The organism is Desulforamulus ruminis DSM 2154 (genome assembly GCF_000215085.1).
GTDB classification, from domain to species: domain Bacteria; phylum Bacillota; class Desulfotomaculia; order Desulfotomaculales; family Desulfotomaculaceae; genus Desulfotomaculum; species Desulfotomaculum ruminis.
Genome location: NC_015589.1, coordinates 1,630,421 through 1,656,122 on the forward strand (window position 1 = coordinate 1,630,421; position 25,702 = coordinate 1,656,122).

Below are 25,702 nucleotides of genomic sequence, written 5' to 3' on the forward strand. Positions count from 1 at the left end.
GGTATATTGGTTCGAAAATATATAAAGGCTAGGGATTTGCGTGAAGGTACAAATTTTTAAGGAACAAACCAATGGCAGCAATTGCTATGATGTAAGGGTTCTCACCGAAGAGGCCACGGTCCAGGATTATTTGGATGCCATCAATCTATTTATTGATAAAAATACTTCTGCGCCATGCAGGGGCTGTGATGAATGCTGTTGGGAAAGAATTCCTCTTACCAGTGTCGACGTGTTGTCCTATATTCAAAGGCTCGGATCACAATTGGGCCTGGAAAAGAATTGGCCTTTGCTGGATTTTCTCAAAAGGTATGCTTATATCTATGTTGAGGGACAGGTTGTGGATATTAGTCTGGGTTATACTCTGGAGGGGGCCTGTCAATTTCTAAACCGGGATCAGCGCATTTGCACCGGCTATACGGCCCGTTCCCTGGTATGTCAAAGCTATATTTGCATGGAAAGCACGGAAAGAGCTCAGGAACTTCGTTCTCAATTGGTGAATCAGGGCATGGATGAAATGGTTCGTCTCTGGTTGATACAAAGCCGGCGGAGAGGCGGCAAACTGTATATGCATGAGGCGCATAAAGCGTGCCCCCAATTGGCGGATTATCCTGTAAACGCTTTTTCCGGTAAAGAAAGTTACAGCCAAGTCTTATTAAAAGATGTATGTGATCCCATCCTGTGGAATGAGTTGAACCAACCGGGATAAAAAATATACGATTACCTTTTCTTGGAGGTAATGATAAACGGGTGATCAGGCATGGTTACGGATTTATTGGATTACCGACGGCACAGCCAGTTAAAAAAACTGAATACTTTGGTTAAAGAGCTACTAGAGGTAAGGCAATATCTTAAAATATTTGATGATCTCAATTTGCCCAATTACCAGGCAATGCTTTCCAACCTCCCGGAAGGGGTGGAAGGGGCATTGCTGAAAAGCTTACACGAGCGTCAGGGTCTGGATTATTATAATTTTTTTGAACTGAAGGCTCGTGAACAGGAATTAAAAGAAGCCATTCAAAAGACCTCCGATTCTTTGGATGAGCTATTGGATGGATAAAAAATATACCCTGCGGATATAATAAGTTCATGATTACAGATTTAAATGCTTATCGCTACAAACAAAAATTTATTCATATCAATGGTTTAATTAAGCAACTGATGGCTGTCAGAGCAGATCTGCAGAGGTTAAAGATTGAGGAATACCAGTTGCGCCATGCCATTAAAGAATTAGCCCGGGAATTAGAGTTGTCTTAGTTCCCCGGGATAACTAAACACGGAGTTATTGCCTGCCTGAGTTCACCTCAGGTATTTTTATTGGGACAGGATGAAGACAACTTCCCAAAGAACCTCAAAAAAGAAGGACTTCAATGCTAACTGGTGAATATAATTAGGGGAAATTAAAGATTTAATAAAGGCGTCATTCCAGCACCAAGACACTTCCTGATAGAACCTTGAACCAACTAGGAGGTGTTTTTTATATCTATAAATGATGAATCTACAGTTTGGTTTGTGAGGTGAGCCCAATGTCCCTGAGCCGCCAAGAACTTAACGAAGCAATGGTACAAACAAAGCAAGATATTTTTCGACTAAAATATGACCTGGGAGAAACGGTGGATCCGAGGAAAGAACGGGAGATCAAAAGGAAATTGAGGGAACTGCAAATACTCCACTATTGGCAGTTAAAAATATTGGAACGGATGGAAAAAAGCGAATGAGCCGTTGACAAAGAACCTGGGTGTAGATAAGGAGTAGAAATGTTGCAGTTTAAATGGGCTAAAAGTAGCGATTCCGAACGGATATGCCAAATCATCAGGGTATCCTTTCAAAAACAGGCGGAGGAACTTGGCATTACCCCGGAGAAATACCCTAATTTTGTTGCTTTTGAGACGGCCGAAAGAGTTCAAAGCCGGATGAACCAAGGGGATAAAGCCATCATGCTGTTCCTTAAAGACAAACCCATTGGTACCATCAGTTATTCTGTGGATAAAGAAAGCTGGAAAGGAACGATCAAACGCCTGGCTGTAATTCCGGAATACAGAGGCAACGGCTATGGACAACTGCTGACGAATTACGCCGAAGGGGCTCTTAAAGAACATCCGGTAACTTGTATTGAACTGTCCATTGTTGCACAGTTTAAAGGTCTGAAAGAATATTACCAAAGTTTGGGTTATGCCGTCCGGGAAAGCAAGAGATTTGCAACTTTGCCCTTTGAAGTGCTTTTTATGGAGAAGAAAATCAAAGGGGAGATGTCAGGCAATACAAAGTTTTTGTAGTGGTTTATAGTAAAATATATAAATCAAAAGAACTCATTATTATTTCACTATAAGGAGAATCGGGATTGTCCATTTTATTTTTTCTTGATCTGCTGGGAACCTTGGCCTTTTCCCTTTCCGGCGCTTTAATGGCTATAAAAAAGGATATGGACCTGTTTGGAATCATGGTATTGGCCCTGGTTACCGCCATTGGAGGAGGAACAACGCGGGACGTGTTATTAGGCAACACTCCTGTGTTTATACTGGTTGAACCGGTTTACGTGTATGTCTCCCTAATTGGTGCCATAGGCTCTTTTCTTTTTTATAAAGCTCTTTTTAAAATTAAATCGGTTATTTTAATCGTAGATGCCTTGGGATTAGGAACCTTTGTCTGCATCGGCGTTTCCAAAGCCCTGGAAGCCAATATTTCCTCTGTGGGAGCCGTGATTCTAGGCGTCATTACTGCGGTTATGGGTGGAATTATCCGGGATTTGCTGGCAGGAGAAATACCGTCAGTACTTACACGGGATTTTTATGCTATAGCTTGTGTTCTTGGCGGGATTCTGTTCATTGTGCTTTTTAACCTGGAAATTTCCAAAGATATGGTCATGATTGTGGCTGCCGGATTTATCATTGGTTTACGACTGATTGCCATTAAATTTGGCTGGAATTTAATTAAACCCAGGAGCAGGAGAAGATATCTCCCACAGGATAATGGGTATTAGGCTACAAGTATAATACCAAGATAGACATATCTAAGGAGATGGGGTTTGACAAGCTGTAATGTTATGGTTATAATAACACATTGTGAGGAGATTTACTGGGGCGTCGCCAAGCGGTAAGGCACCGGACTCTGACTCCGGCATTCGTTGGTTCGAATCCAGCCGCCCCAGCCATATTTTACTATTTGCTGTATACCACTCCAGCTAAAGCTGGAGTTTTTTGTTTATTTTATATGCATCTTAATGGCATGGGAAGGACAAGTATCTGGTGATAAATTGGTACTAATCAACCCAAATAGTATATAATTTTTTATACGCGCAAGAGGCTTTTATCTTTGTAAAGTGCCCCCTGGGCAGAAACGGTAAAACAATACCACAAGAGCTTTAAGGAGAAAAATTTAATTAAACTGCAAATAATTTATTTTAAAAAATACTTGACAAAATAAAAAAAGACCTCCTTGTGATAAGGGGGTTTTTTTAGTGGCTATAGTCTTATCTTCCTCTTCAACATAGATGTATTTAAAGGCAACATCCGCAAAATGAAGAAATTTTTCAATTAATTTGCGCATAAAAATTCACCTTCCTCCCGCGAAGTTACTCTTTCTATATTTAGGATAACTCTATTTCACAAAAAAGTAAAGCGGACAATTTGGTTTATTTATCTCGTTTGCTCTTTATTTCTCAATATTTCATATATGGTATTACCACCGGGGATCCCTTCTGTCGCAATAAAGACACAATATTTTAAGTAATTTATATTGACATTATTAATGCGAAATGGTATAAAATATTTTTACTTTGTGCAAAAAAATATTTGTTTAAGAGCAAAAATCCATTTAAAAGTTTAAAGCAGAAAATGTTATTTTAAGCCCAAAAAAGCAAAAAGCCGGGAATCCCCCGGCCTCCGTTTATATCGTATCATATCTTTCCCACGGAATTTTCTTAGGATCAAGTTGATATAAAAACTTAACAATATCGTATTTGCCTTGATATTTAGGGTTCCCATCGGCATCTTTGGCGGTGAAAATAATGGGAATGCCCAGGGGAAAATATTTTCTAAAGTTATTCCTTACATCCTCGCGTTCAGGACTGTTAAGAATTCGTGGCAATACGGCCACAATAGCAAAAGGAGTTCCGTTATGCTCCATTAATGCTGCCTCAAATTTCACCATACCATCTCCTTTAATAAAAAGTTCATTGAAAAAACCCAAAAACCTTCATTTAATTTAATCCTGGGACAAAAAGATGGCTTGTTACATGACAGAAGGAGTGTAGCAAACTACTTTCTAATAGAGAACCATAAGAAAAGAATTAGAATACACGGATTGAACGGATTTGCGCAGATGTCTTAATAAAGTTAAAAATCCGTGGGAATCAGTGAAATCTGTATATCTGTGTTCTATTCCTTTTTCTTTTTAGAAAATAAAAGGCTGCTTAATAAAAGCCGATTGTCATAGGCATATTTTTATGACCCGATTATGCCCTGGTAACAACTGGACTTACGGGAATATTCTATATAACAAGGATAGTAAAAATGTAAAGTAAGTAAGGATGAAGGAAGTGCGCCATAACGTTGAATTAGAGAATAGGGGCTGCCATGACTGCAACTGCGTATATTTAAGGCGGCCCATAGGGATGGCGGGAAGAAAGGGGAAAAGCTTAAATGGCTAATATTGTAGTAATTGATCCGGGTCACGGTGGACGGGATTCCGGTGCAGTAGGGCCCAAGGGGCTGCAGGAGAAAGCGGTTACTTTGGCGGTAGCCAAATTGGTGGCTGAAGTACTTCAGGGAGCCGGGATCGACGCAAGGTTGACCCGGGAAAGTGATATCGCCCTTGGCAGCACCACCAGCGCCGATCTCTCCGCCAGGGTGAAAGCAGCCAACCAGGCCGGAGCGGAAATATTTGTGTCCATCCACTGCAACAGCGCCACCAACAACACTGCCGGGGGAACGGAAACCTATCACTATCCGGGAAGTACCTTGGGCAATACACTGGCCAAGGCAGTTCATACCTGTGTAATACCTGCCTTAGGCCGGGCGAACCGGGGCATCAAAACCGCCAATTTTGCAGTACTTCGGGAAACCGATATGCCCGCCTGCCTGGTGGAAATGGCGTTCATCAGTAATCCTGCGGAAGAGGCTTTGCTGGGATCTGCGGCCTTTCAGGAAACAGCCGCCACGGCCATTGCCCAGGGAATTGCCAATTACCTGGGCGTGGAGCTCCTTGAACCGGTTGAACCCGGAACCGTGCGGATTATTGTGGACGGCCAGGTGTTAACAGGCCTGCTGATTGACGACAGGTCCTACGCACCGGTCCGGGCCTTGGCGGAAGCACTGGGCCGGACGGTGGAGTGGGATGAAAAGACGAAGACGGTGAAAATTATATAGGTGAATCATTATGTCCTGATTATGCCCTGGCAGCAACACCGCTGCCGGGGCTATTCTTTTAAGGAGAGATAAGTCTGAAATAATCAGTTAAAAGTATCAGCAAAGTAAAGTGAACACAGCAAAGCAAGCCATCGGTTGATGACTAAAAAAGATCTGGATTTTGCAAAAATCAAGAAGCAGCGCGAATCCGGTAACCTTGTGTTCTAGCCAAAATAATCGCTTGTTCTACGGTGATTTCGCGGCTTACTGGAAGAACATCTGCCTTTCTATATAACTCAGCATTATACGATTCTTTCTTTTTCAGGATGTTGTAAATAGCGGTAAGAAGCATTCTCGCAATAGCAATAATCGCCTTTTTATGACCACGACGTTGCTTAAGTCTCAAATAGCGGTTGCGGATTTCAGGATGCTTCTCGCTTTTAACTACAGCGGTTGCACATTGTACCAGAAGCGGCTTAATATAACAGCCAGCTCTTGAAATCCTTACTGATTTTTTCTTTCCAGCACTTTCGTTATTCGTAGGTGTAAGCCCTGCCCAAGAGCAAAGATGCTTAGCTGTCGGGAACACGTCCATATTAACACCTATTTCTGAGATCACTGCGATGGCTGAAAAAATGTTCTTAAAGGACGGAACAGTTAAGATCAGGTCAATTTGACCGGTGTAGGGCTCCGAAAGAGAAAGGATAATTTTTTCCAGGTCAGCTTTTCGTGACTCAAGATCTTTGTAGTGCCGCTTAATTACCTTAAGTTTTTCAGCTTGTTCAGGCGTGATAAAACCGTCAATGGCCAGTTCTAATTCAGGAAGTTTCTCCTTCATAGAAGCGTGAACGAGTGGTTCTATGTCGAAATTATTGTCCAAAGGATTCTCCAAAAGCTTGTTAATGATGTTCATAGAACTTTTGCCAAAGGTATCAGAAACAACATTTCCAAGCTGAATATTGGATACGGTTAAAGAATTTTGCAGACGGTTTTTCTCGCTTGACATAAAGTTAGTCAGTTTAAAGCGGTAACGCATAAGGTCACGAAGCTGCCTGATTGCAAGAGGAGGCATAAAGCTTCCGGCTACAAGATCATGCTTGAATAGGTCAGCAATCCATTTAGCGTCTTTTTTGTCAGTCTTCTTACCGCGGATAGCTTTGACGTATTTAGGATGAGCTAGGACGATGTTGCAGGAGTCTTCAAGAACATTAAACACGGGAATCCAGTACTTTCCTGTGGATTCCATGCAAACATCCTTGCAGTCGTTTTTACAAAGCCACTGTGACAGCTCTTGCAGACCTTTTGTGTAAGTAGAAAAGCGATGGCTTTTGTAGGTGGTAACCCCTTTGTTGGTAGTAGCAATACAAGCAACTACGAAGGTTTTGTGGACATCAATACCACAACAGACTTGGTAAACGATCTTTAAAGCCATAGGGGAAACTCCTTTCAAAGAATTGCAGGGATAAACAGCATTGACTGATTGCCTGGCAATAAACGAGTAATGTTTAAACAAAGATAAGTCTGCGTGCTCGAAGACACACTTATTTGTGCTTGGAAAGGCAATCCACACATATATAAATGCGGTCACTCCAGAATGGAGCAACCCACTCACCTCCTCGTGATTTGTAGTTAACTGTTATCCCTAGGAGTTTAGAATAATAAAAAAATCGTTCAAAACCAACGTATTTCATTACGTTTTGTGCCTTGAGCGAAGCGAAAGGTATGACTATATAAATGAAAAAATAAAGGAGGAGAAAAATGCCAACGACAACACCGAATTTGGGACTTAAAAAACCCCTGGGCAATGAGATTGTCAGCCGGCAGGCCTATAATGAAAATCTGGATTTGCTGGACCAGAATGTGACGGAATACAAGAGGGAAATAGAAGACCTGCCCCGCCAATCCATTACCCTCTCCCACGGCCTAAACGCCGTCAACGCTCCCAGGGCTTCCTTGCTGAGGCCGAAATTCACGGGCCGGACGCTGGTGAATCTGCTGGGGAAGGATGGGAAAGGCGACAGAATTACCAATATGCTGACAATAAACGCTGCTGCTACGGTTGAAAACGAAGTTTTCAAAGTGACGACAAATTTAACAGGTACAGAAGGGTTTGCCTACGTTGATGTTTCTAGTCACGTATCAAAAAATGGCAAGTATTTTTTACTAATAGGAGAAGTAAAAAATGGTAATGCCACAAATGTTAGATTACAGTTGTCGGACTATGCTTCGTATGCACCGCAAAGTCAAACAGTAACGGATAGCTTAAATTTTAATCTTGTTTGGTGTGTGTTTGATACAAATAATATAGATAATACAAGTCCCTATAGAGGGGCAACGATTATTGCAAACGGAAGTGCTGGCCAGTACGTATACGCTAGAAAGTTAAGGTTATACGAGTTAACCCAGGGACAGAAAAATGAATTATCAACACTAACACCGGACCAAATTGCCGCCAAGTACCCATATGTGAACAGCGTACAGATGGTGCAGAATCCGGCAGTAAAGGCAGAAGGGGTAAACTTGCTGCCGCCGTTTAGTCAGTGGACAAATTCTGCCGGCACTTTAACTGATATTTCTCTTTCTTCAATAAGTGTTGTCAAATCTGACGTAGGATATAAGACCAGGTCTTTTACTTTTTATCCTATTGTAGGGCAAACATACACATTCAAAATAACAATAGATATTTCAAATATTGGAGGTGATATAGGTTCAGGGGGCTACTATAATTTATCTATGTACGATAGCAAAAACCAACATATAGGTTTTTTAGATAGTCCACCCTATGCCACAACTAATGGCACAATTACAATAACAAAAACTTTTATTGTACCAAGTGAGACAAAATCAATTAATATAATTGTTGGCTGCGATATTGGCGTTACTGGTACATTCACTTTTTCCAACCCCATGCTCATCCTTGGCGACACTATACCTGACCACTACCTCCCCAACGATCCTTCCTACCTCTACCTCCAAACCCCTCTCTACGAAGGCGAAACATTGGAGGAGATCGACGGACAGTGGATGCGAACGAAGAAGTGGGAGAAGAAGGTGTTGGATGGGAGTTTGGATTGGAGTTTCAGTATAGATGGTGCAGGATTTAAACGTCTATACGTGCCTAATTTTACAGCAACTCATGGCGCAAAAAGAAACAGCAGAATTACAAATAATCAACTTGTTGGGATAAAGTATGACGGAAAAATATTAGGTGGCATAGGGACAGATGCAAGTTTCGATAACATTGGCACAGGTGGAAACGATGATCATTTATTCATATCCGTAGCTGACATCGACTCCGGCTGGGGCGAGAACTACACCCCGACAGCCGATGAGATTAAGGCGTATTTCTATGGGTGGAAGATGTATACAAGAGGTCAATCTGTTAACACTACTTACGATGGAACAGGGACAAAGGGATGGGTAAAATTACATTTTTATGCTTTAGGAGACGGTTCTCACCATTCCCACCTTAATGGATATGCAGATGGGCAAGTACCGACAGCTTCATATCCAGAATGGACCCCCTACACCCTCCACTACCAACTCGCCACCCCTGTCACTGAAGTAGTGCCCCATGAAGGGGAACTTCGGGTACACGAAGGCTTGAATCAGGTGGAAGTGTTTGAGGGGGTTGTGGTGAGGGAGTTGGCGAATCCAAAATATGACGCAAATAATAAAATTTATTTTATTAATCATACTAGCGCGTCATTGTTTTCAGCTGTTGCTAATAAAGTGGAAAAATTTTTATCAGTATTTGAAAATACCAAACCTACTCTCATGTGGGGTCAGTCATTTAGTTCACAGTTTTCATACGGTAAAACGCTGCTAGGAGCATATGAAAAAGACTTCGATCCTACCGCCCAATACAGCGTCACCTACCAAGCCCTACCGGAAGAATTTACCGCCCCACTACTTTCTGTTGACGCTACTTACGACAGCAATATCAAGTCTACCGTGGACACTTTGGTTGACGAGTTAGCAAAGGTGACTACCGATGTGACAGCGTTGGAGATGGCGTTGAGGAATCGGGGACTATTGAGGAAAAATCCTATTTATACTGCAAAACCATCTGCAATACAAACTGTAGTTAACGGTACATTGACAAATGTAATTTTTGATTATCCTATATATGATAATTATAATCAATACAATGCGGATAACAAACGATTTACCTGCAAAGTGCCAGGATACTATCTTATTAGTGCTCGAATGTGGTTTTCGGAGAATGGCACAGGATTTAGATACGTTGCGTTGCGCTTAAATGAGTCAGAAGACCTTGCGTATGTAGGATTACCATCACCTACAGATTCGGCTTGGCGAAGTGGTATACAAACACTGCGATATTTGAATCCGGGAGACTACATCACGGTTATTGTACGACAAACAAGCGGAACCACCCTTTCCATTAGCAATTTTTCAGCAGAAACAGCTATTAATATTGTCAAGGTAGGTGATTAGCATGAAGTACTTACCAATCTGCTTCCCAAAACCCGTAAACCTTACCAAACTAACCGACGAACTGCTAGCCCAAAACCTCATTCAACCCCTGCAACCCAACGGACAGCACGGTCTACGGGACGGAGGAAGCAGTAATAATTTACGTCCACCCCGACATCACCCAGGAGGAATTAAACGCCATTGGGGAGGCGGTGGAGGCCCATGATCCAACGCCGGTACCGGAGCCGCCGAGTGAGATAGAGGTCATTGGTCAGCAACTGGTTGATTTAGAATTACGGATGTTGGAATTGCAAGAGCAGAGAAGCAAGTCCTTGTTGAACAGATTATTGGGTTGAAACACAATAACCGCCGATAAAAAGGCGGTATTTTTATACCGGTGTGGAGCTAGTGGGGGAAAGAAAGTGGTCAAAAGTCCTCGATCGAAACAATGCTTTGTAAATTAGCGTTGGGACAGATATTTATATAGAAGAAGTTAGAGTAAAAGTTTTTAGACATTGGATAAAATGTTAGATGAATCACCATCCAACCCAAAATACCGAACCCAAGCAGCAGCGCCAGCAGTTCCCCATCAATAGGTCTTTCCCACTCCCGAGGAATATGGATTCCTTCTAGGCAGCAGTACGGTATCTGCGGCCCCATTTGACGCTGTATAATGTATCGGAATTCATGCAGCCAGTGCAAATTTTTCTGCAATGAGTTTGCCAGCAGGAACCTGTAAAATCTGTGCTATTCCTATTTTGTTGGAGACTGGTTTTTCAAAAATTCTTCTTGAATTTTCTATTAAAAACCAGTCTTAGTTTAGGCAGATAAGCATCATTCTTATCTGAATATTTCGATGTCTTTATTAAATTTTTTTATTCATCATTTTCATTATTAATATCATATTGATTTAATAAATTATCACATACTTCAACATAAAAACCTTGCTCTTTTAATTTTTTAATTACCTCTAAAGACAATTCGCTACTTGTTGCCCCTAAAATATTAGTAATAGCCAAACTTACATCCTTATATTTAGGAGGTTCATTGGAAAATAAAAAATCTGTAGGATAATCTTCAATCCTTCTAGCACTCTCTCGCATCTTCTTTCCTTCAAACATTTCTGATAGTAACAGGAAAAGCACATCAATTTTACTCTGTTTTTCAGGCGACATTCGAGTCGATACAATAAAATCATAGTACGGATATTTAGGGTTTGTAAGTTTGCATACTGATAGACGTAAAATATAATCTGACAACTCAATTATCTTACTTTGCATTTCATCAATCTTTTTTTGCTGTTGAACAATTACTTCTTGCAACTTTTCTAGATTATCTTTCATTTTAACCCCCTGATTATATCCAATATGTATTTTAATCTTGATATCATCCATACTAATATGTCAATGGCAGCAGAATAAGAGGAACATCTTTCCTCTTATTCTGCTGGTTTAACCATTTACAATAATAAAACATCTACAGCAGCTGCTATTGCATCTGCTATAGGAAGTGCATAACTTCCAGGCACATTAGCGCTTATTAAAGCATCATATAACAGCTGTCTTATGTTGGCCGTTACATAGTCTTGGGCTTCATCAAGTGTGTTAATAACCTTATCAATAGCTTTAATAATTTTAGAAGTATTATTTTTAAAATAATCTATTGTCGCAGAGTCTTTGCCTAATTTTTTAAAAATAATACTAATTTCTTTGCCTGTCCAATCAGCCACTTTAACAGCAGCTCTAATTGTCTGAAGTGCTAACTTAACCATATAACCAATTTTCCCTTGAATTACTACTTCTCCATCCGCATCTAATTTTTCTTCTTCAGCAGTGGAAACATCATTTATTAATTCGACTTTTGTATCACATTTTTGATTGTTGCTTCCAATAACAGCAGAATCATGAGTTATTTCAGCAGCAAACGCACTCATGCCTGGTAACAACAAATTGACTAGCAAAGTTACTACCAGTAAAAAGCTTATTTTTTGTTTAATTAACCTCATTAGGAACCTCCTTATCTTTGAGATTAACTTTTTTCAATTGAAATTTGGCTAAAAAAATGGTTAAATAGAATTGTAATAGTGGTTATGGACGGCATAACAAAGGGCACGCATTGTCAGGGCTGTACCCGGTTGGCTGCCAAATCCACTGTTACTTTTTTTGTGGAGTGGGGGGATCTCGGGATAATTGATAATAGACCAATTTACTCACCTCCTCTCAAAAAAATATAAATAATTTGAGATAATTTATAAAAATAATAAACAAAAAAATTATATATGTATATTTATGTATTTTATGCCAAAATAATATCATGTTACATGCTTTAAGTCCATTATAACCTCACGACAAAACCTGGTAAATTTCGATAAAATAACCTGCAAGAAGCTATACCTGGAGGATTAAAAACTCCCGATTCTTTATTTTACAAATGTATTTTTCTTTCACGCTTCCGCTAAATATCGTTATTGTCTGTTTAAAGGGGATGTGCCTGTGGAAAACTGTCCAACGGCTAGGGTAAAGGAAGGTCTTTTTCGTGAAAATGTATTCAACTACGGAAAGCGATCTGATGCGTGAACTGGGTGACGCTCTATCCCGGCTATGCACATGAGGGGAGATAGTCGCTACTATGAAGTTGCGGAGCTCATGGTAATCCATCGTCAAGCAACCTACAAACAAGTTAAAAGTCTATTGGAGTTCCAGTTCAACGGGAAACCTATCGTCGAGCTTGCAACCGACGAGGAGATAGACCGGAGGAATAACGTCTATAGATTACCCAGCATCCCAGCTTGCGATTTTTAATGGAGAGATCATGCCTTTTAATGTGTCGTATTTAGACGACTAAAGAGAATATGTCATCTAAACGCGACACTAACCAGATAATAGTAAACATAGACTGTATTACTGCAAATTAAACGGAGGAATTAAAGAACGCTCACGACGTTATAAAATACTTCTGCAAGAAATACCTAGTAAGTTTATCCCATAGAGTATAACGTGAGCTGGCACATGAGTCGGACTATATCCGAAACCGTCGCGGTTATTCAGTCGGACTGGAAAAGTTTGTTAGGCACATAATCCTTGTCAAAAATGTTAACCTATTTTCAATAAAGACTTGTTTCTTAACTGTTTTTCTACGCCGAGCTATTTATTCTCAGAATCGGATGCTACTCAGAGGCAGCGAAGTCGCGAGGGCTCCCTGGTCTTACCTGTTGAACGTGAAGGAAATTGGAAGGAAGCTCCAGAAAGCTTTTAGGAGCCATCAATGAAATGAAAAACTGAAGACTGCGTTCAGAGAGGTAGAGATGAATTAAAGCTTCTAAAGCTGAGAAGATCGATGTGTTTCAGTATTACTATATGGAGATTTAGCGAAAGTACTTAATATTCCCTGTATGGAACGGAGCGATTTGTTTAAGTTTCTCCGCGAACACAGAGTTCTCGTTAAAGACTGGGAAAACAGATCAATCCCTACCAGGCGTAATATGAAAAGCGGTGTTTCCACGTCTTTATTTAACGAATACGAGTTTTATAATAAGTACCTCAATACGGTAGAGCAGGAAGAACCCCACGACCTCGAGTGAAAGTGAAGCGTTCATCTTCCATTTGGAAACAGTCGCCGGGCCACATATATGGCCATGATTTGGTGTGGAAAGACCGATATTATTGACCCGGCAGAGAAATAGACACCTCTAGGTCATTATAAGGTAATAAAGGCAACTTTGAAATCGGAGATAAATAAAATCCATTTAGGGTATTTTTTGGTTCCAAATTATTAATGCCAAAAACAAAAAACTTCCGAATGCCCGGAAGCCTTAAAAATACTGGCGGGAGTGTCTAGGAATCGAACCTAGCATGGACAGGAACGCTGCCCAACGACTGGTTTTGAAGACCAGGAGCACCACCAGGCACCATCCACCCCCGTGTGTATTTATGCTGATGAATCTTGTTAAAAAATTCTGCAAAATATCTTTTTATTATAATGCATAACTGGATACTAGGCAACCGGCTAAATATACATAATGTATCTGGCCATTAACCAAAAGTGGCTGAGGCTGCCGGCCATGACAAAAAGATGGAAGACTTCATGAAAGCCAAACCAGCCGGGGATGATGTTGGGCGGCCATTTGGTGCCGTAGAAAATAGCCCCCGCCGTGTAGAAGAGGCCTCCCAGCACCATCCAGATAATTCCCTTCAGGGAGATGGCCTGTATCAGCGGCCAGAAGGCGATGACCACCAGCCAACCCATGAAAACATAAAGCAGGGTTGAAAACCAGCGGGGCGCTTCCATCCAGAAGATTTTAATCAAGATGCCGGCAACGGCCAGCGTCCATATAGCCACCAGAAGGGAGTAACCCCAACCTCCCCGTAAGGGGATGAGGCAGATGGGCGTATAGGTCCCGGCAATGAGGACAAAGATCATCATGTGGTCGATGCGCCGTAAAACCCCGATTCCTTTCTGGGACAAGGGCAATAAATGATAGAGGGTACTGGCGGTGTAGAGGAGGATCAGGCTTGCACCAAAAATGGAAAATGAAACCACATGAGAAATTTTACCGTGGCCCACTGCGTTATAAACCAGCACAATTAAACCAATGATGGATAAAACAGCGCCTGTTAAATGGCTTAACCCGCTGAAGGGGTCTCTCAATTTACTCATTACTCTCACCTCGGAATTCTCATTTCATTTTCTATAGGAATATTTAGCCATTAAATATATTTGTCCTGCTTCAATTTATTTTATTCTCCGTAAATTTATAGAAAGAAAAATTATGGAAATGAAAGAGGGATGTTTTTAAAAAATGCCATCCCTCTAAGCTACGACTTATTTATATTTTTCCAGGGCCGGGGTATCCAGGTATTTCTCCAGCAGTTGCACCGCCTCGTAAAAATTCAGCCTGGTTTTGCGATCTTTTTCCGCAGTGATAAGTTCAATTTCCCCCAGATAGGGATGTTTATGAATATCTTTCGGTTTGATGGGCCGGTGAAAGCTGAAATCGTCAACGGTAATCAGCAAGAGGTAATTTTCCCACTCGTATTCGGACTTGTTGGTTACCAACTGCTTATGCACCCCAAGGATTTCCGCCCGGTTTTCCTCCAGCATTTTGGACAGGATTTTTTCTTTTAAATGGTAAAGTTCCTGTTCCTTGAGCTTTGATTTTTTAGCCCGGTTATGTTGTCCCGTGAAGTAATCGTCTCTTTTAGAGTCCCGGATTCTTTTGGCGGATTTGTTTACCACATAGAGGGCTTCCGCCAGGTTTTCCGTGGTCATTTCAATACGGTCAATGCGTGGGGTATAGTTTTCTATGGGCAGGCATTGATTGATGTCATAGAGATAGTATTTTTTATAGCCGTTTTTATTAAAAACATCCACTATGGCATCGGGAGAATCGTGGAAACGGGGTATAAGGCCCAGCCTTTCTAACGTTGTCCTGGTTTTGAGGTGACCCGGAACATCAGACCAGCCTTTATATTGCACCATCATAATCACCCAACTCTATTGTATCAAGAAAAACCCGGTTGCATGGCAATAAAAATTTGGCAATAGGGAAATTTTAATCTCTGTAAAAAATTTCTTCCCGTCCCATGGGTTGCTTGGGGACGGGAAGAGGTTTCTTTTTTAATGCAGTTTTTTAAAGGGAATCACTTTGCAGGTATGATTGGAGGGTTTTGCTTCCTCCGGAGCGGTAGAATCCGCACTGCAACTGCCGCTGCAGCCGGGGCAGCCGTTGTCAAGATGAACTAAGCCTATTTCAAAGGCTGCTCTCAACACTTCATGCCCTAATTTTTCTAAATTGGGGGCAAAAGGCTGGCTGGATTGGCAGGCGTCAATGTCATCCAAAACTTTATGAATGAAGCTCTTCATTGTGGTGGCGTCTAAATTTTCCACAAGTTCTTTGCGTATGATAAATCGTTTGCTCATATAAAATCTCTCCTAATAAGGATATATTTTCAAAACAATTCACCCCCGGGTGCTATTTCTCCTGCAAGAAATTTTTTTTGCCAATTTAGGAAAAATAGTAATGAACATAGTCTGTTACTGAAAATCCTCGTATTTTATCGAAAAGGAAGGAATTCTTTAACTGCTGACGAATATGTACCTGTTAAGGTTGGCAAGATAACCTATCAAGTGGGTGACGTATTAGAAAATGCTGGACTTTTTTAGTCATATTAGGGATGACCTACGGGTGGTTGAACAGGAAATTGCAAAGGTTGTTCAATCCCGGGATTCTCTTTTAACTCAGACTTCCATGCACCTGTTAAATGCCGGAGGAAAGCGTTTGCGCCCGGCTTTTGCACTTTTGGCAGGTAGATTTTACGATTGCGACAAAGAGAGGCTTTTACCCCTGGCGGTAGCCCTGGAACTGATTCATATGGCTTCTCTGGTGCATGACGATGTGGTGGACGCATCCATGACCCGAAGGGGGATCCCCACCGTTAAAGCCAACTGGGGCAACGGAATCTCCATGCATACGGGAGATTATCTTTTTGCCAAGTCCCTGGTTTTAATTTCAACTTATAAAGATCCCTTCATTGCCAGGGTGCTGGCAGACACCAGCGTGAAAATGTGTGAAGGTGAGATTCACCAGATTTCAACTGCTTACAGCGCCAATCAGACCTGGCGGGATTATTTTTACCGCATTAAGCGCAAGACGGCCCTGCTGATTGCGGCGAGCTGTCAACTGGGTGCGGTGGCCGCCGGAGCTCCTGAAAATGAACATAGAAGATTAGGCCGTTTTGGCCACCATTTGGGAATGGCCTTTCAGATTACCGATGATATATTGGACATGGTTGCCGATCAGCGGGAGTTGGGCAAGCCCATTGGCGGTGATCTGCGGCAGGGAATTCTAACCATGCCCGTCATCTACTCGCTGGAAAAGAGTTCCCAGCGGGAACGCTTGCGGGAACTGGTGGAAATTCGTGATAAAACCGAGGCTCAGGTGGTTGAAGCCATTGAAATTATTAAGGAAGCCGGAGGTATTCATTATGCCGTTGCGGCTTCCCAAAAATATATAGCCAAAGCCAAGAAAAATTTGAACCAATTGCCCGATCGGCCGGTGAAGGAAATATTCCGGCAGATAGCCGATTTTGTGGGCATCAGGAGGTTTTAAGAGCGAGTTCCATGGAAAATCTCTATCCGGTTTATCTGAACCTGGAAAATCAGGTCTGCCTGGTGGCGGGCGGTGGAAAAGTAGCGGAACGAAAAACCGCTTCCCTGCTGGAATGTGGCGCCAAAGTAAGGCTGGTCAGTCCTGAGGTCACAGACCGAATGAAACAGTGGGTCCAGCAGGGAAAGCTGGAATGGCTGGAAAGGGAGTACCGGTTTCAGGATCTGGCGGGGGTCTTCCTGGTTTTTGCCGCCACGGATAATCCAAAAGTAAATCAAACCATTGCCGGGCATTGTTTTGCCAGGGGGTTGGCCGTTAATTTAGTGACGGATCCGGCCAAGGGGAATTTTTATGTACCTTCGGTGGTTCGGCGCGGTAAACTGACCCTGGCTGTTTCCACCGGCGGCGCCAGTCCGTTAATGGCCGCCCGTATCCGGCGCCAATTGGAGTGCCAATTTGGACCCGAATACGGGGAACTGTTGGAATTATTAGCGGATGTGCGCTGCCGGGCCCTGGATGAGGTAGAGGATATAAACCGCAGGAAGGCAATTTTTACGGAACTGGTTGAGTCTGATATTCTGGAACTTCTTAAAGCAAAAAAGTATGACCAGGCAAAGGAGCGGGTGGAACGTGCTTATCGCAGTCATCGGAGTTAACCACCGTACTGCACCCCTGGAGGTGCGGGAAAAATTGTCGTTTGCTGAATGGGCTATGTCCGATTCTTTAAAAAAGCTTTTAGCCTGTCCGGGCATTGACGGGTGTGCCATTCTTTCCACCTGTAACCGGACGGAGATCTATATTGCTCCGGTGGAGCTGGATACCGGAATGAGTTCCGTGTGGTCTTTCTTATCGGAAAAATCCGGCTTGGATATTTCGGAAATAAAAAATTATACCTTCTGCCATACTTTATACGATGCCATCCGGCATATGTTCCGGGTGGTGGCCGGCTTGGACTCCATGATTTTAGGCGAGACACAAATTCTCGGTCAGGTTAAAAGAGCCTATGAAATGGCCCTGGAGGCCGGCAGTACCAATGTGGTCTTAAATACCTTTTTTCAGCAGGCCATTACCACCGGGAAAAGAATCCGTACGGAAACCGGCATTGATCAAAATCCCGTATCCATTCCCTATGCCGCGGTGGAATTAGCCAGACAAAACTTCGGGTCCCTGGAGGGGCGCTCGGTGCTGGTGATCGGGGCCGGGGAAATGAGCGAACTAACCGTGGTCAATCTTGTATCCAACGGGGTTTCCAGCGTCATTGTTTCCAACCGTTCCTACGACCGGGCGGTGGCTCTGGCGGAAAAGTTTAACGGTACGGCCATCAAGTTTGACCGGCTTTTTCAGTATATGCACCAGACGGATATTGTTATTTCCAGCACCGCGGCCCAGCATTACATCATCAAATGCCAGGAAATGCAGGCGGTGATGAAGGAACGGGCCGGGAAACCCATGATGATTATTGATATTGCCGTGCCCCGGGATATTGATCCGGAGGTCCGGAAACTGGCCGGAGTGAACTTGTATGATGTAGATCATTTGACCCATGTGGTGGACGCCAATCTGGAGGAGCGGCGGCAGGCTGCCGTGTCCGCAGAGGGAATTATTGAAGAAGAACTGGATGAATTCATGAAATGGTTGTCCACCCGGTTTGTGGTTCCTACCATCACGGCTTTAAAAAGAAAAGCCGACGAGATCAAGCAGCGGGAGCTCTACCGGGCCTATAACCGCCTGGGAGACTTAACGGACCGGGAGCGGAAGATTATCGGGGCTCTGGCCAACTCCATTGTGAGTCAGTTGCTCCATGATCCTGTGATTAAGCTGAAACAGTATGCTTTAACGCCGGAAGGCCATTTATATACAGAAATTCTGCAAAATTTATTTAACCTGGAGTTGGAAGGGCAGAGGCCCCAGGCGAAAATGGCTTCGCCGGAAAAGAAAAAGAGAACCAATGTCCGTCATCACGCCGGTAGTTCCGGCTGGGATCAGGGAGCGGCAGCCATGCTGGCGGACGGGATGTCTAGGGAATAATTTTTCAGGAGGCTACCATGAGGCAGAAAATTACCGTGGGCAGCCGGGACAGTGCGCTGGCCCTTTGGCAGACCCGGTGGGTGGTAGAGCAATTACAGAAACAAAATCCCCAGGTTTCTTTTGAAATAGTGGAGATGAAAACCAAGGGAGATAAGATGCTGGATGTGGCCCTGGCCAAGATTGGCGACAAGGGGCTGTTTACCAAGGAATTGGAAGTGGCCATGCTGGAGGGTAAAATTGACTTTGCGGTGCACAGCCTGAAGGATATGCCCACGCAATTGCCGGAAGGATTAATGATTGGAGCGGTTTGTAAAAGGGAAAAGCCCGGAGACGCGTTGATAGCCAAGGATGGAAAAAAGCTGTCGCAACTGCCCAGAGGGGCTAGAATCGGGACTTCTTCCCTGCGGCGCTGCGCCCAGCTTTTACATTACAGGCCGGACTTTCAGTTGGAGGCCTTGCGGGGGAACCTTAATACACGCCTGAAGAAACTGGCCGCTGAAAAGCTGGATGCCGTTGTATTGGCGGCAGCCGGGATTATTCGCATGGGATGGGAAGACATGATTGCGGAAATAATTCCTTTTGATATCTGTTTACCTGCCGTGGGCCAGGGAGCCATTGCGGTGGAGTGCAGAGAGGACGATGCGGAAGTTTTGACATTGCTTCAGGGGGTAGAGCACCCGGATACCCGGACGGCCACCGATGCCGAAAGGTCTTTGCTGCGGTACCTGGAAGGAGGCTGTCAAGTGCCCATCGGCGCCTATGGCCGGGTAGAGCGGGACAGACTGTATTTACAGGCCGTGGTGGCCACCCTGGATGGCCGTCAGGTACTGCGGGCTCAGGGAGAATCGACGTTGAACCGGGCCGGTGATTTAGGTGTGGAAGTGGCGGAAAAGCTGCTGTCCATGGGCGGTAAAAAAATACTGGAAACAGTTAGAGCAGGGGATTGATATAAATGGCGCGAGGTATTGTTTATCTGGTTGGAGCGGGTCCCGGCGATCCGGGCTTAATTACCGTTAAGGGGCTGGAATGTATCCGCAAGGCGGAGGTGCTGGTTTATGACCGTCTGGCCAGCCCGAGGCTGCTGGCCCATGCCAGGCCTGAGGCGGAAAAAATTTATGTGGGGAAATCTCCGGACCGCCACGCCATGGTTCAGGAGGAGATTAACCAACTGCTGGTTGATAAAGCCAGGGAAGGCAAAGTTGTTACCCGGCTCAAAGGGGGCGATCCCTTTGTTTTTGGACGGGGAGGAGAAGAGGCGGAACGGTTGGTGCAGAACGGACTGCCCTTTGAAGTGGTGCCGGGCATTACTTCGGCCATTTCGGTTCCGGCCTATGCGGGAATCCCGGTGACGCACCGGGGGTATACTTCCACCCTGGCCATTATTACAGGCAATGAAGATCCGGATAAAGAGGATTCCAGTATTGCCTGGGATAAAATTGCCACCGGAGCCGGCACTCTTGTTTTTCTGATGGGAATGGGCAATCTGCCCGGCATTTGCGCCCGCTTAATGGAATTTGGCCGGTCCCCGGAAACCCCGGTTGCCTTAATCCGCTGGGGCACCCGGCCCGAGCAGCGGACCCTCACCGGAACGCTGGCGGACATCCAGGCCAAGGCGCTGGAAGCAAGCTTTAAGAATCCTGCGGTAATTGTGGTAGGGGAAGTTGTAAAGTTAAGAGATCAATTGGCCTGGTTCGAAAACCGGCCGTTATTTGGCCAGCGGGTGGTTGTTACCCGGTCCAGGGAACAGGCCAGCGCCTTATCCTCGGCCATTGAGACCCTGGGGGGGGAACCTTGGGAGTTTCCCACCATCCAAATCGCCTCCCCGGAGGATTTTGCACCGCTCGACCGCGTGATCAGCGATGTACGTTCTTACCGCTGGGTGATTTTCACCAGCGTCAATGGGGTTAAAATGTTTTTTGAACGGATGCGTATCAATCGCAAGGATATACGGGACCTTTCAGATGTGCGGGTGTGTGCCATTGGTCCCCGTACCCGGCAGGAGCTGGAGCAAAGGGGCCTGGTGGTGGATTATGTTCCCGGGGAATACCGGGCGGAGGAAATTATCGAGGGCTTAAGGGGCAAGGTGCTGCCCGGCGACCGGATTCTGCTGCCCCGGGCGGATATTGCCCGGAAATTATTGCCCCAGTCTCTGGAAGAAATGGGCGCCGTGGTGCATGAAGTCCATGCTTATCGCACCATCCTGGGGGACGGCGACGCCTCGGCTATACGGGAAGCTTTGGCCAACGGGGAAATTCAGGTGGTTACCTTTACCAGTTCATCCACCGTACGCAATTTTGTTAAATTGGTGGGCGGCGAGGGATTGCCCGCTTTGTTGGAGAAGGTGGTGGTGGCCAGCATCGGCCCCATTACTTCCGGGACAGCCCGGGAACTGGGCCTGCGGGTGGATGTGGAGGCCGAGGAATATACCATAGACGGTTTGGTTCAAGCCCTATTAAAGCATTTTAACGGACGGCAAGATGAAGCGTCTTTCAAGAAGATATAAATGAATGGAAAAGAGGGAGATAAGATAAATGATCGGTATCAGTAAACTATTATGCAATACGGACAATTACGGCGACTCCCTCCGCTATACCCATGGTTCCAGAGGGCAGAAGCACGGAGCGGTGAGCGGTCACGGACCAGTGGTGGTTTGGAATTCCACCCGCACCTGTAATCTCAAATGCCGGCACTGTTATTCCGAATCGGACGCCAAACAATATCAGGAGTTGAATACCGCCGAGGCTAAGCAGTTTATTGACGATCTGGCCGAATTTAATGTACCGGTTTTATTGTTCTCCGGCGGAGAGCCCCTGATCAGAAAGGATTTTTTTGAACTGGCTGCCTATGCCATGGCCAAGGGTATCCGGACCACCATTTCCACCAACGGGACATTAATTACCCCGGAAGTAGCCCGGAAAATCAAGGAGATTGGCGTTGGCTACGTGGGCATCAGTCTGGACGGCGTGGGAGAGATCAACGACCGGTTCCGGGGCCGTCCGGGGGCCTTTGACGCCGCCCTGGCCGGCATCCGCAACTGCCGGGCGGTGGGCCAGCGGGTGGGTTTGCGGTTTACCATTAATCGCCATAATCACCAGGAATTAAACCGAATTTTTGATTTAATTGAGCAAGAGGATATTCCCCGGGTTTGCTTTTACCATCTGGTCTATTCCGGACGAGGCAGCGAAATGATTCAGGAGGATATTTCGCCGCAAGAATCCCGGGCCGCCCTGGACATTATTATAGAACGAACCCTGGATTTCCACCGCCGGGATTTGGAGAAGGAAATTCTAACGGTGGATAATCATGCCGACGGAATTTATGTTTACCTTACATTATTGAAGAAAGATCCCCGGCGGGCGGAGCAGGTGCTGGAATTGCTGTCCCGCAACGGCGGAAACCGCACCGGGATTGCCATTGGCGAAGTGGATTGGGAAGGCAATGTCCATGCGGATCAATTTACCCGTAATTACTGCTTTGGCAATGTTCGGGAGAGAAAATTCGGGGAAATTTGGACCGATTTAAGCCATCCCATTCTGGCCGGTCTGAAGGAACGTAAACCGCTGCTTAAAGGGCGCTGCGCCCGCTGCCGCTGGATTGACCTTTGCAACGGAAATTTCCGTGCCCGGGCCGAAGCGGTGCACGGGGACTTCTGGGCGGAAGATCCCGCCTGTTATTTGACCGATGAAGAAATTACTTAGACTTTAGGGTATTTCTATGGGGTCCAGTTGTTGGCAGAGGGGATACTTTCAAAAGACTAGTAACTGGACCCAGAAGAAATACTACAAAGTCTAACAACAGGACCCAAGAAAGAGGAATACCTTTAAGGCGAATAAGGAGGTTACACTCATGCCGTGTTTTCCTACCCTGCGCCATCGGCGTTTAAGATGGAACGAAAAAGTTCGGCAGTTGGTCAGGGAGCACCACCTTGGGGTGGATGATCTGATCTATCCGGTTTTTGCCACCTATGGCCAGGGAATCCGCCGCCCGGTGGCCAGTATGCCGGGTGTTTTTAACCTGTCCCTGGATACCCTTTTGGAGGAAATCAAAGAAGTGGTGCAACTGGGTATTCCCGGCGTGCTGGTCTTTGGCATCCCGGAGGAAAAGGATGAGGTTGGCACCGGCGCTTACGATGAAAAAGGCATTGTGCAGCAGGCCGTAACAGCCATAAAAAAGGCTTTTCCGGAACTGCTGGTGATTACCGACGTTTGCTTGTGTGAATATACCAGCCATGGGCACTGCGGACTCATTATAGATGGTGCGGTAGACAACGATTCCAGCCTGGAATTGATTGCCCAAACGGCTTTGTCCCACGCCCGGGCCGGGGCGGATATGGTGGCCCCTTCAGATATGATGGACGGCCGGGTGGCGGCCATTCGCCAGAAGCTGGACGGGGAAGGTTTTACCCAAATGCCTATTATGGCTTACTCCGCCAAATATGCCTCCGTTTATTATGGGCCCTTCCGGGAAGCAGCCGGTTCCGCGCCTCAGTTTGGCGACCGGAAGACGTATCAGATGGACCCGGCCAACGGGGATGAGGCCATCCGGGAAACCAGGGCGGATATTGAGGAAGGGGCCGATATTGTCATGGTTAAACCGGCCCTGGCCTACCTGGACATTGTCCGCCGGCTGAAAGAGGAGTTTGACTATCCGGTGGCGGTTTACAATGTCAGCGGTGAATATGCCATGATTAAGGCTGCCGCTGAAATGGGCTGGATTGACGAACGTAAAATTGTTTTAGAGACGCTAACGGGCTTTAAGCGGGCCGGAGCGGATATTATTATTACTTACCATGCTAAGGACGTGGCGCGGTGGCTCAGGGAGGACAAATAAATGATTGTTTCCTGGAATACCACAAACGCTTGTAATTTATACTGTGCCCACTGTTACCGGGATTCCGGCGTGAAAGCCGAGGAAGAGCTGAATACCGAAGAAGGCAAGCGATTAATCGACCAGATTGCCCAGGCGGGGTTCAAAATTATGATCTTCAGCGGTGGAGAACCCTTGATGCGCCCGGATATTTATGAACTGGTGGCCCATGCCAAATTCCGGGGGTTAAGACCGGTCTTCGGCAGCAACGGGACGTTAATTACGCCGGAGGTGGCCAGACGGCTTAAAGAATGCGGCGCTGCGGGCATTGGCATCAGTCTGGACAGCATTGATCCTGCAAAACATGACCAATTCAGGTCCCAGGAAGGCTGTTGGCAGGGGGCCCTGGAGGGCATGCGCAACTGCCGGGCAGCCGGTCTGCCCTTTCAGATTCATACCACGGTCATGGACTGGAATCAAAATGAAGTGGAGCAATTAACGGATCTGGCCGTAAAAGAAGGGGCGGTGGCCCATCACTTCTTCTTTTTGGTTCCTACCGGCAGGGCGGTAAATATTGAGCAGGAGTCCCTGCGGGCGGAACAATACGAACAACTGTTGCAGCGGATTATGGAGAAGCAAAAACAGGTGGACATTGAACTGAAACCAACCTGTGCGCCTCAGTTTATGAGGATTGCCAAGCAAATGGGAGTGGATACCCGCTTCCGCCGGGGGTGTCTGGCCGGCACCGCCTACTGTATTATCAGTCCCAAGGGAGACGTCCAGCCCTGTGCCTATTTGAATGTTCCCCTGGGAAATGTCCGGGAGAATTCCTTTGTGGATATTTGGCAAAATAATTCGGTTCTGCAGGAACTGAGGACCCTTGACTACAAGGGAGGCTGCGGGACCTGCGGCTACCGTAAAATTTGCGGCGGGTGCCGGGCCCGGGCGCATTACTACCATGGGGACTATATGGCAGAAGAACCCTGGTGTTTGTACCATGGGCGAAAGGGGTATTAAATGGAGCTGGATCATATTGACAGGCGATTGCTGAACCTGATTCAAACGGATTTCCCTATCTGCCCGGAACCTTACCGGGTATTGGGGGAAAACCTGGGCATTACGGAACAAGAAGTATTAAACCGTTTGGAACAATTAACCCAGCAGGATGTTATCCGCCGGCTGGGAGGGGTTTTTGATTCCCGCAAATTGGGCTACAACGGGACTTTGTGTGCCATCAAAGTACCCCAGGAGCGTATTGAGGAAGTGGCCGCCGTGATTAACAGCTATATTGGCATCACCCATAATTACCTGCGGGACCACGAATATAACATGTGGTTTACCATTTTGGCCCAATCCCCCCATAAGGTGCAAAAGATTTTAAAAGAAATCCAGGAAAAAACCGGCATTCAAGAGATTATCAATCTTCCTTCCAAAAGATTTTTTAAAGTACTGGTCAATTTTGATTTGGAAGCGGCGGAAGAATAACGTTTGGTGAGGGGAATCAATGGAATTAAGCGAACTGGATAAGCAAATTGTGAAGGAATTACAGGCCGGACTGCCTTTGGTAAACAGACCCTTTCAGGCTTTGGCCCAGCGGGTGGGTTTAACGGAAGAAGAATTTTTAGCCAGAGTGCATGCCATTCAGCAGGCCGGAATTATGAGGCGCATTGGAGCCGCCCTGCGGCACCGGCGGGTGGGTTTTACGGCCAATGCCATGATTGTCTGGCAGATGCCTGAGGACCGGGTGCAGGAAATGGGTGAGCGGATGTCCCGGCTAAAGGAGGTAACCCATTGTTACCAAAGGGCTTCCCTGCCCCAGTGGCCCTATAATTTTTATACCATGGTGCACGGCCACAGCCGGGAAGAATGTGAAAGGATCGCCAAAAAACTGGCTGAACTTGCCGGGGTGAACACCTATCGCCTGCTGTATAGTGTGGCGGAATTAAAGAAAAGCAGCATGAAGTATTTTATGGATTAGGAGGTT

The 25,702-nt window shown here is 45.4% G+C and carries 27 protein-coding genes, 2 tRNA genes and 1 pseudogene; 21 read left to right on the plus strand and 9 right to left on the minus strand.

Features of this window, described 5'->3' with window-relative positions; genetic code table 11:
- The first annotated feature begins 40 nt into the window (after positions 1 to 40).
- The 7 genes from DESRU_RS08155 to DESRU_RS08180 all read left to right on the plus strand — a co-directional run bounded on the left by DESRU_RS08155 (position 41) and on the right by DESRU_RS08180 (position 3,148).
- Complete coding sequence (locus DESRU_RS08155; RefSeq protein ID WP_013841634.1) at positions 41 to 706, plus strand: YkgJ family cysteine cluster protein; 666 nt, start codon at positions 41 to 43, stop codon at positions 704 to 706.
- Positions 707 to 757: 51 nt separating this feature from the next.
- Positions 758 to 1,057 (plus strand): hypothetical protein, encoded by a 300-nt coding sequence (locus DESRU_RS08160; protein ID WP_013841635.1) that lies wholly within the window; start codon positions 758 to 760, stop codon positions 1,055 to 1,057.
- A 29-nt stretch (positions 1,058 to 1,086) separates the two neighbouring features.
- Positions 1,087 to 1,254: a hypothetical protein gene (locus DESRU_RS20780; RefSeq protein ID WP_013841636.1), complete on the plus strand. Its 168-nt coding sequence runs from the start codon at positions 1,087 to 1,089 to the stop codon at positions 1,252 to 1,254.
- Positions 1,255 to 1,523: 269 nt separating this feature from the next.
- Positions 1,524 to 1,715: a hypothetical protein gene (locus DESRU_RS08165; protein ID WP_013841637.1), complete on the plus strand. Its 192-nt coding sequence runs from the start codon at positions 1,524 to 1,526 to the stop codon at positions 1,713 to 1,715.
- A 39-nt stretch (positions 1,716 to 1,754) separates the two neighbouring features.
- Complete coding sequence (locus DESRU_RS08170) at positions 1,755 to 2,273, plus strand: GNAT family N-acetyltransferase (protein ID WP_013841638.1); 519 nt, start codon at positions 1,755 to 1,757, stop codon at positions 2,271 to 2,273.
- Between the two features lie 65 nt (positions 2,274 to 2,338).
- Entirely contained in the window at positions 2,339 to 2,977 is a 639-nt protein-coding gene (locus tag DESRU_RS08175; RefSeq protein WP_013841639.1) for a trimeric intracellular cation channel family protein, read from the plus strand.
- Positions 2,978 to 3,073: 96 nt separating this feature from the next.
- A tRNA-Gln gene (locus tag DESRU_RS08180) sits at positions 3,074 to 3,148 on the plus strand.
- A 224-nt stretch (positions 3,149 to 3,372) separates the two neighbouring features.
- Here the strand turns inward: DESRU_RS08180 and DESRU_RS20785 are convergent.
- Entirely contained in the window at positions 3,373 to 3,543 is a 171-nt protein-coding gene (locus DESRU_RS20785; RefSeq protein WP_013841640.1) for a hypothetical protein, read from the minus strand.
- A gap of 339 nt (positions 3,544 to 3,882) precedes the next feature.
- The gene (locus DESRU_RS08185) at positions 3,883 to 4,185 is read right to left on the minus strand and encodes a hypothetical protein (RefSeq protein ID WP_207635967.1); all 303 of its coding nucleotides are present in this window, start codon (positions 4,183 to 4,185) and stop codon (positions 3,883 to 3,885) included.
- A gap of 452 nt (positions 4,186 to 4,637) precedes the next feature.
- Here DESRU_RS08185 and DESRU_RS08190 point away from each other — a divergent pair, with 452 nt between their 5' ends.
- Positions 4,638 to 5,363, plus strand: a complete 726-nt coding sequence (locus DESRU_RS08190; RefSeq protein ID WP_013841642.1) for an N-acetylmuramoyl-L-alanine amidase — start codon at positions 4,638 to 4,640, stop codon at positions 5,361 to 5,363.
- 169 nt (positions 5,364 to 5,532) lie between these two features.
- On the opposite strand, the gene DESRU_RS08195 is transcribed toward DESRU_RS08190, so the two are convergent.
- Positions 5,533 to 6,774 carry an IS110 family RNA-guided transposase gene (locus DESRU_RS08195; RefSeq protein WP_013841643.1) on the minus strand — a complete coding sequence of 414 codons (1,242 nt, stop codon included), beginning with the start codon at positions 6,772 to 6,774 and terminating at the stop codon, positions 5,533 to 5,535.
- 326 nt (positions 6,775 to 7,100) lie between these two features.
- Between DESRU_RS08195 and DESRU_RS08200 the strand changes: the two genes are divergently transcribed.
- Entirely contained in the window at positions 7,101 to 9,800 is a 2,700-nt protein-coding gene (locus tag DESRU_RS08200) for a complement C1q domain-containing protein (protein ID WP_013841644.1), read from the plus strand.
- Positions 9,801 to 9,991: 191 nt separating this feature from the next.
- The gene (locus tag DESRU_RS20790) at positions 9,992 to 10,135 is read left to right on the plus strand and encodes a hypothetical protein (RefSeq protein ID WP_187290625.1); all 144 of its coding nucleotides are present in this window, start codon (positions 9,992 to 9,994) and stop codon (positions 10,133 to 10,135) included.
- A 519-nt stretch (positions 10,136 to 10,654) separates the two neighbouring features.
- Here the strand turns inward: DESRU_RS20790 and DESRU_RS08210 are convergent.
- Together DESRU_RS08210 and DESRU_RS19855 are read right to left on the minus strand one after the other, a co-directional pair.
- Positions 10,655 to 11,122, minus strand: coding sequence for a hypothetical protein (locus DESRU_RS08210; protein WP_013841645.1), 468 nt, complete (start codon positions 11,120 to 11,122; stop codon positions 10,655 to 10,657).
- A 116-nt stretch (positions 11,123 to 11,238) separates the two neighbouring features.
- Positions 11,239 to 11,784, minus strand: coding sequence for a hypothetical protein (locus tag DESRU_RS19855; RefSeq protein WP_013841646.1), 546 nt, complete (start codon positions 11,782 to 11,784; stop codon positions 11,239 to 11,241).
- A 1,353-nt stretch (positions 11,785 to 13,137) separates the two neighbouring features.
- On the opposite strand from DESRU_RS19855, the pseudogene DESRU_RS21755 reads away from it, so the two are divergent.
- Positions 13,138 to 13,359 (plus strand): annotated as a pseudogene (locus DESRU_RS21755) (phage antirepressor KilAC domain-containing protein); the annotation flags it as partial.
- A 241-nt stretch (positions 13,360 to 13,600) separates the two neighbouring features.
- Here DESRU_RS21755 and DESRU_RS20655 read toward each other — a convergent pair.
- The 4 genes from DESRU_RS20655 to DESRU_RS08230 form a co-directional block, all read right to left on the minus strand.
- A tRNA-Sec gene (locus DESRU_RS20655) sits at positions 13,601 to 13,698 on the minus strand.
- Positions 13,699 to 13,784: 86 nt separating this feature from the next.
- Positions 13,785 to 14,435 carry a PAQR family membrane homeostasis protein TrhA gene (trhA, locus tag DESRU_RS08220; protein WP_013841647.1) on the minus strand — a complete coding sequence of 217 codons (651 nt, stop codon included), beginning with the start codon at positions 14,433 to 14,435 and terminating at the stop codon, positions 13,785 to 13,787.
- A 165-nt stretch (positions 14,436 to 14,600) separates the two neighbouring features.
- A complete protein-coding gene (locus tag DESRU_RS08225) occupies positions 14,601 to 15,260 on the minus strand; it encodes a YkyB family protein (protein ID WP_013841648.1) in 660 nt (219 codons plus the stop codon).
- 135 nt (positions 15,261 to 15,395) lie between these two features.
- Entirely contained in the window at positions 15,396 to 15,698 is a 303-nt protein-coding gene (locus DESRU_RS08230; RefSeq protein WP_013841649.1) for a hypothetical protein, read from the minus strand.
- Positions 15,699 to 15,924: 226 nt separating this feature from the next.
- Here DESRU_RS08230 and DESRU_RS08235 point away from each other — a divergent pair, with 226 nt between their 5' ends.
- From DESRU_RS08235 to ahbB, 10 genes are all read left to right on the plus strand, one after another.
- On the plus strand, positions 15,925 to 16,887 hold the full coding sequence (locus DESRU_RS08235; protein ID WP_013841650.1) for a polyprenyl synthetase family protein: 963 nt from the start codon (positions 15,925 to 15,927) through the stop codon (positions 16,885 to 16,887).
- Positions 16,888 to 16,898: 11 nt separating this feature from the next.
- Entirely contained in the window at positions 16,899 to 17,540 is a 642-nt protein-coding gene (locus DESRU_RS08240) for a precorrin-2 dehydrogenase/sirohydrochlorin ferrochelatase family protein (RefSeq protein WP_013841651.1), read from the plus strand.
- On the plus strand, positions 17,515 to 18,912 hold the full coding sequence (gene hemA, locus DESRU_RS08245) for a glutamyl-tRNA reductase (protein WP_013841652.1): 1,398 nt from the start codon (positions 17,515 to 17,517) through the stop codon (positions 18,910 to 18,912). The genes DESRU_RS08240 and hemA overlap by 26 nt, the downstream gene beginning before the upstream one ends.
- 17 nt (positions 18,913 to 18,929) lie before the next feature.
- On the plus strand, positions 18,930 to 19,859 hold the full coding sequence (gene hemC / locus DESRU_RS08250; RefSeq protein WP_013841653.1) for a hydroxymethylbilane synthase: 930 nt from the start codon (positions 18,930 to 18,932) through the stop codon (positions 19,857 to 19,859).
- 5 nt (positions 19,860 to 19,864) lie between these two features.
- On the plus strand, positions 19,865 to 21,415 hold the full coding sequence (cobA, locus tag DESRU_RS08255; RefSeq protein ID WP_013841654.1) for a uroporphyrinogen-III C-methyltransferase: 1,551 nt from the start codon (positions 19,865 to 19,867) through the stop codon (positions 21,413 to 21,415).
- Between the two features lie 28 nt (positions 21,416 to 21,443).
- A complete protein-coding gene (gene nirJ1, locus DESRU_RS08260) occupies positions 21,444 to 22,610 on the plus strand; it encodes a putative heme d1 biosynthesis radical SAM protein NirJ1 (RefSeq protein ID WP_013841655.1) in 1,167 nt (388 codons plus the stop codon).
- A gap of 148 nt (positions 22,611 to 22,758) precedes the next feature.
- On the plus strand, positions 22,759 to 23,742 hold the full coding sequence (gene hemB, locus DESRU_RS08265) for a porphobilinogen synthase (protein WP_013841656.1): 984 nt from the start codon (positions 22,759 to 22,761) through the stop codon (positions 23,740 to 23,742).
- Complete coding sequence (gene nirJ2 / locus DESRU_RS08270; RefSeq protein WP_013841657.1) at positions 23,743 to 24,735, plus strand: putative heme d1 biosynthesis radical SAM protein NirJ2; 993 nt, start codon at positions 23,743 to 23,745, stop codon at positions 24,733 to 24,735.
- Positions 24,736 to 25,203, plus strand: coding sequence for a siroheme decarboxylase subunit alpha (ahbA, locus tag DESRU_RS08275; protein WP_013841658.1), 468 nt, complete (start codon positions 24,736 to 24,738; stop codon positions 25,201 to 25,203).
- 19 nt (positions 25,204 to 25,222) lie between these two features.
- Entirely contained in the window at positions 25,223 to 25,696 is a 474-nt protein-coding gene (gene ahbB, locus DESRU_RS08280; protein ID WP_013841659.1) for a siroheme decarboxylase subunit beta, read from the plus strand.
- The last annotated feature ends 6 nt before the right edge of the window (positions 25,697 to 25,702 follow it).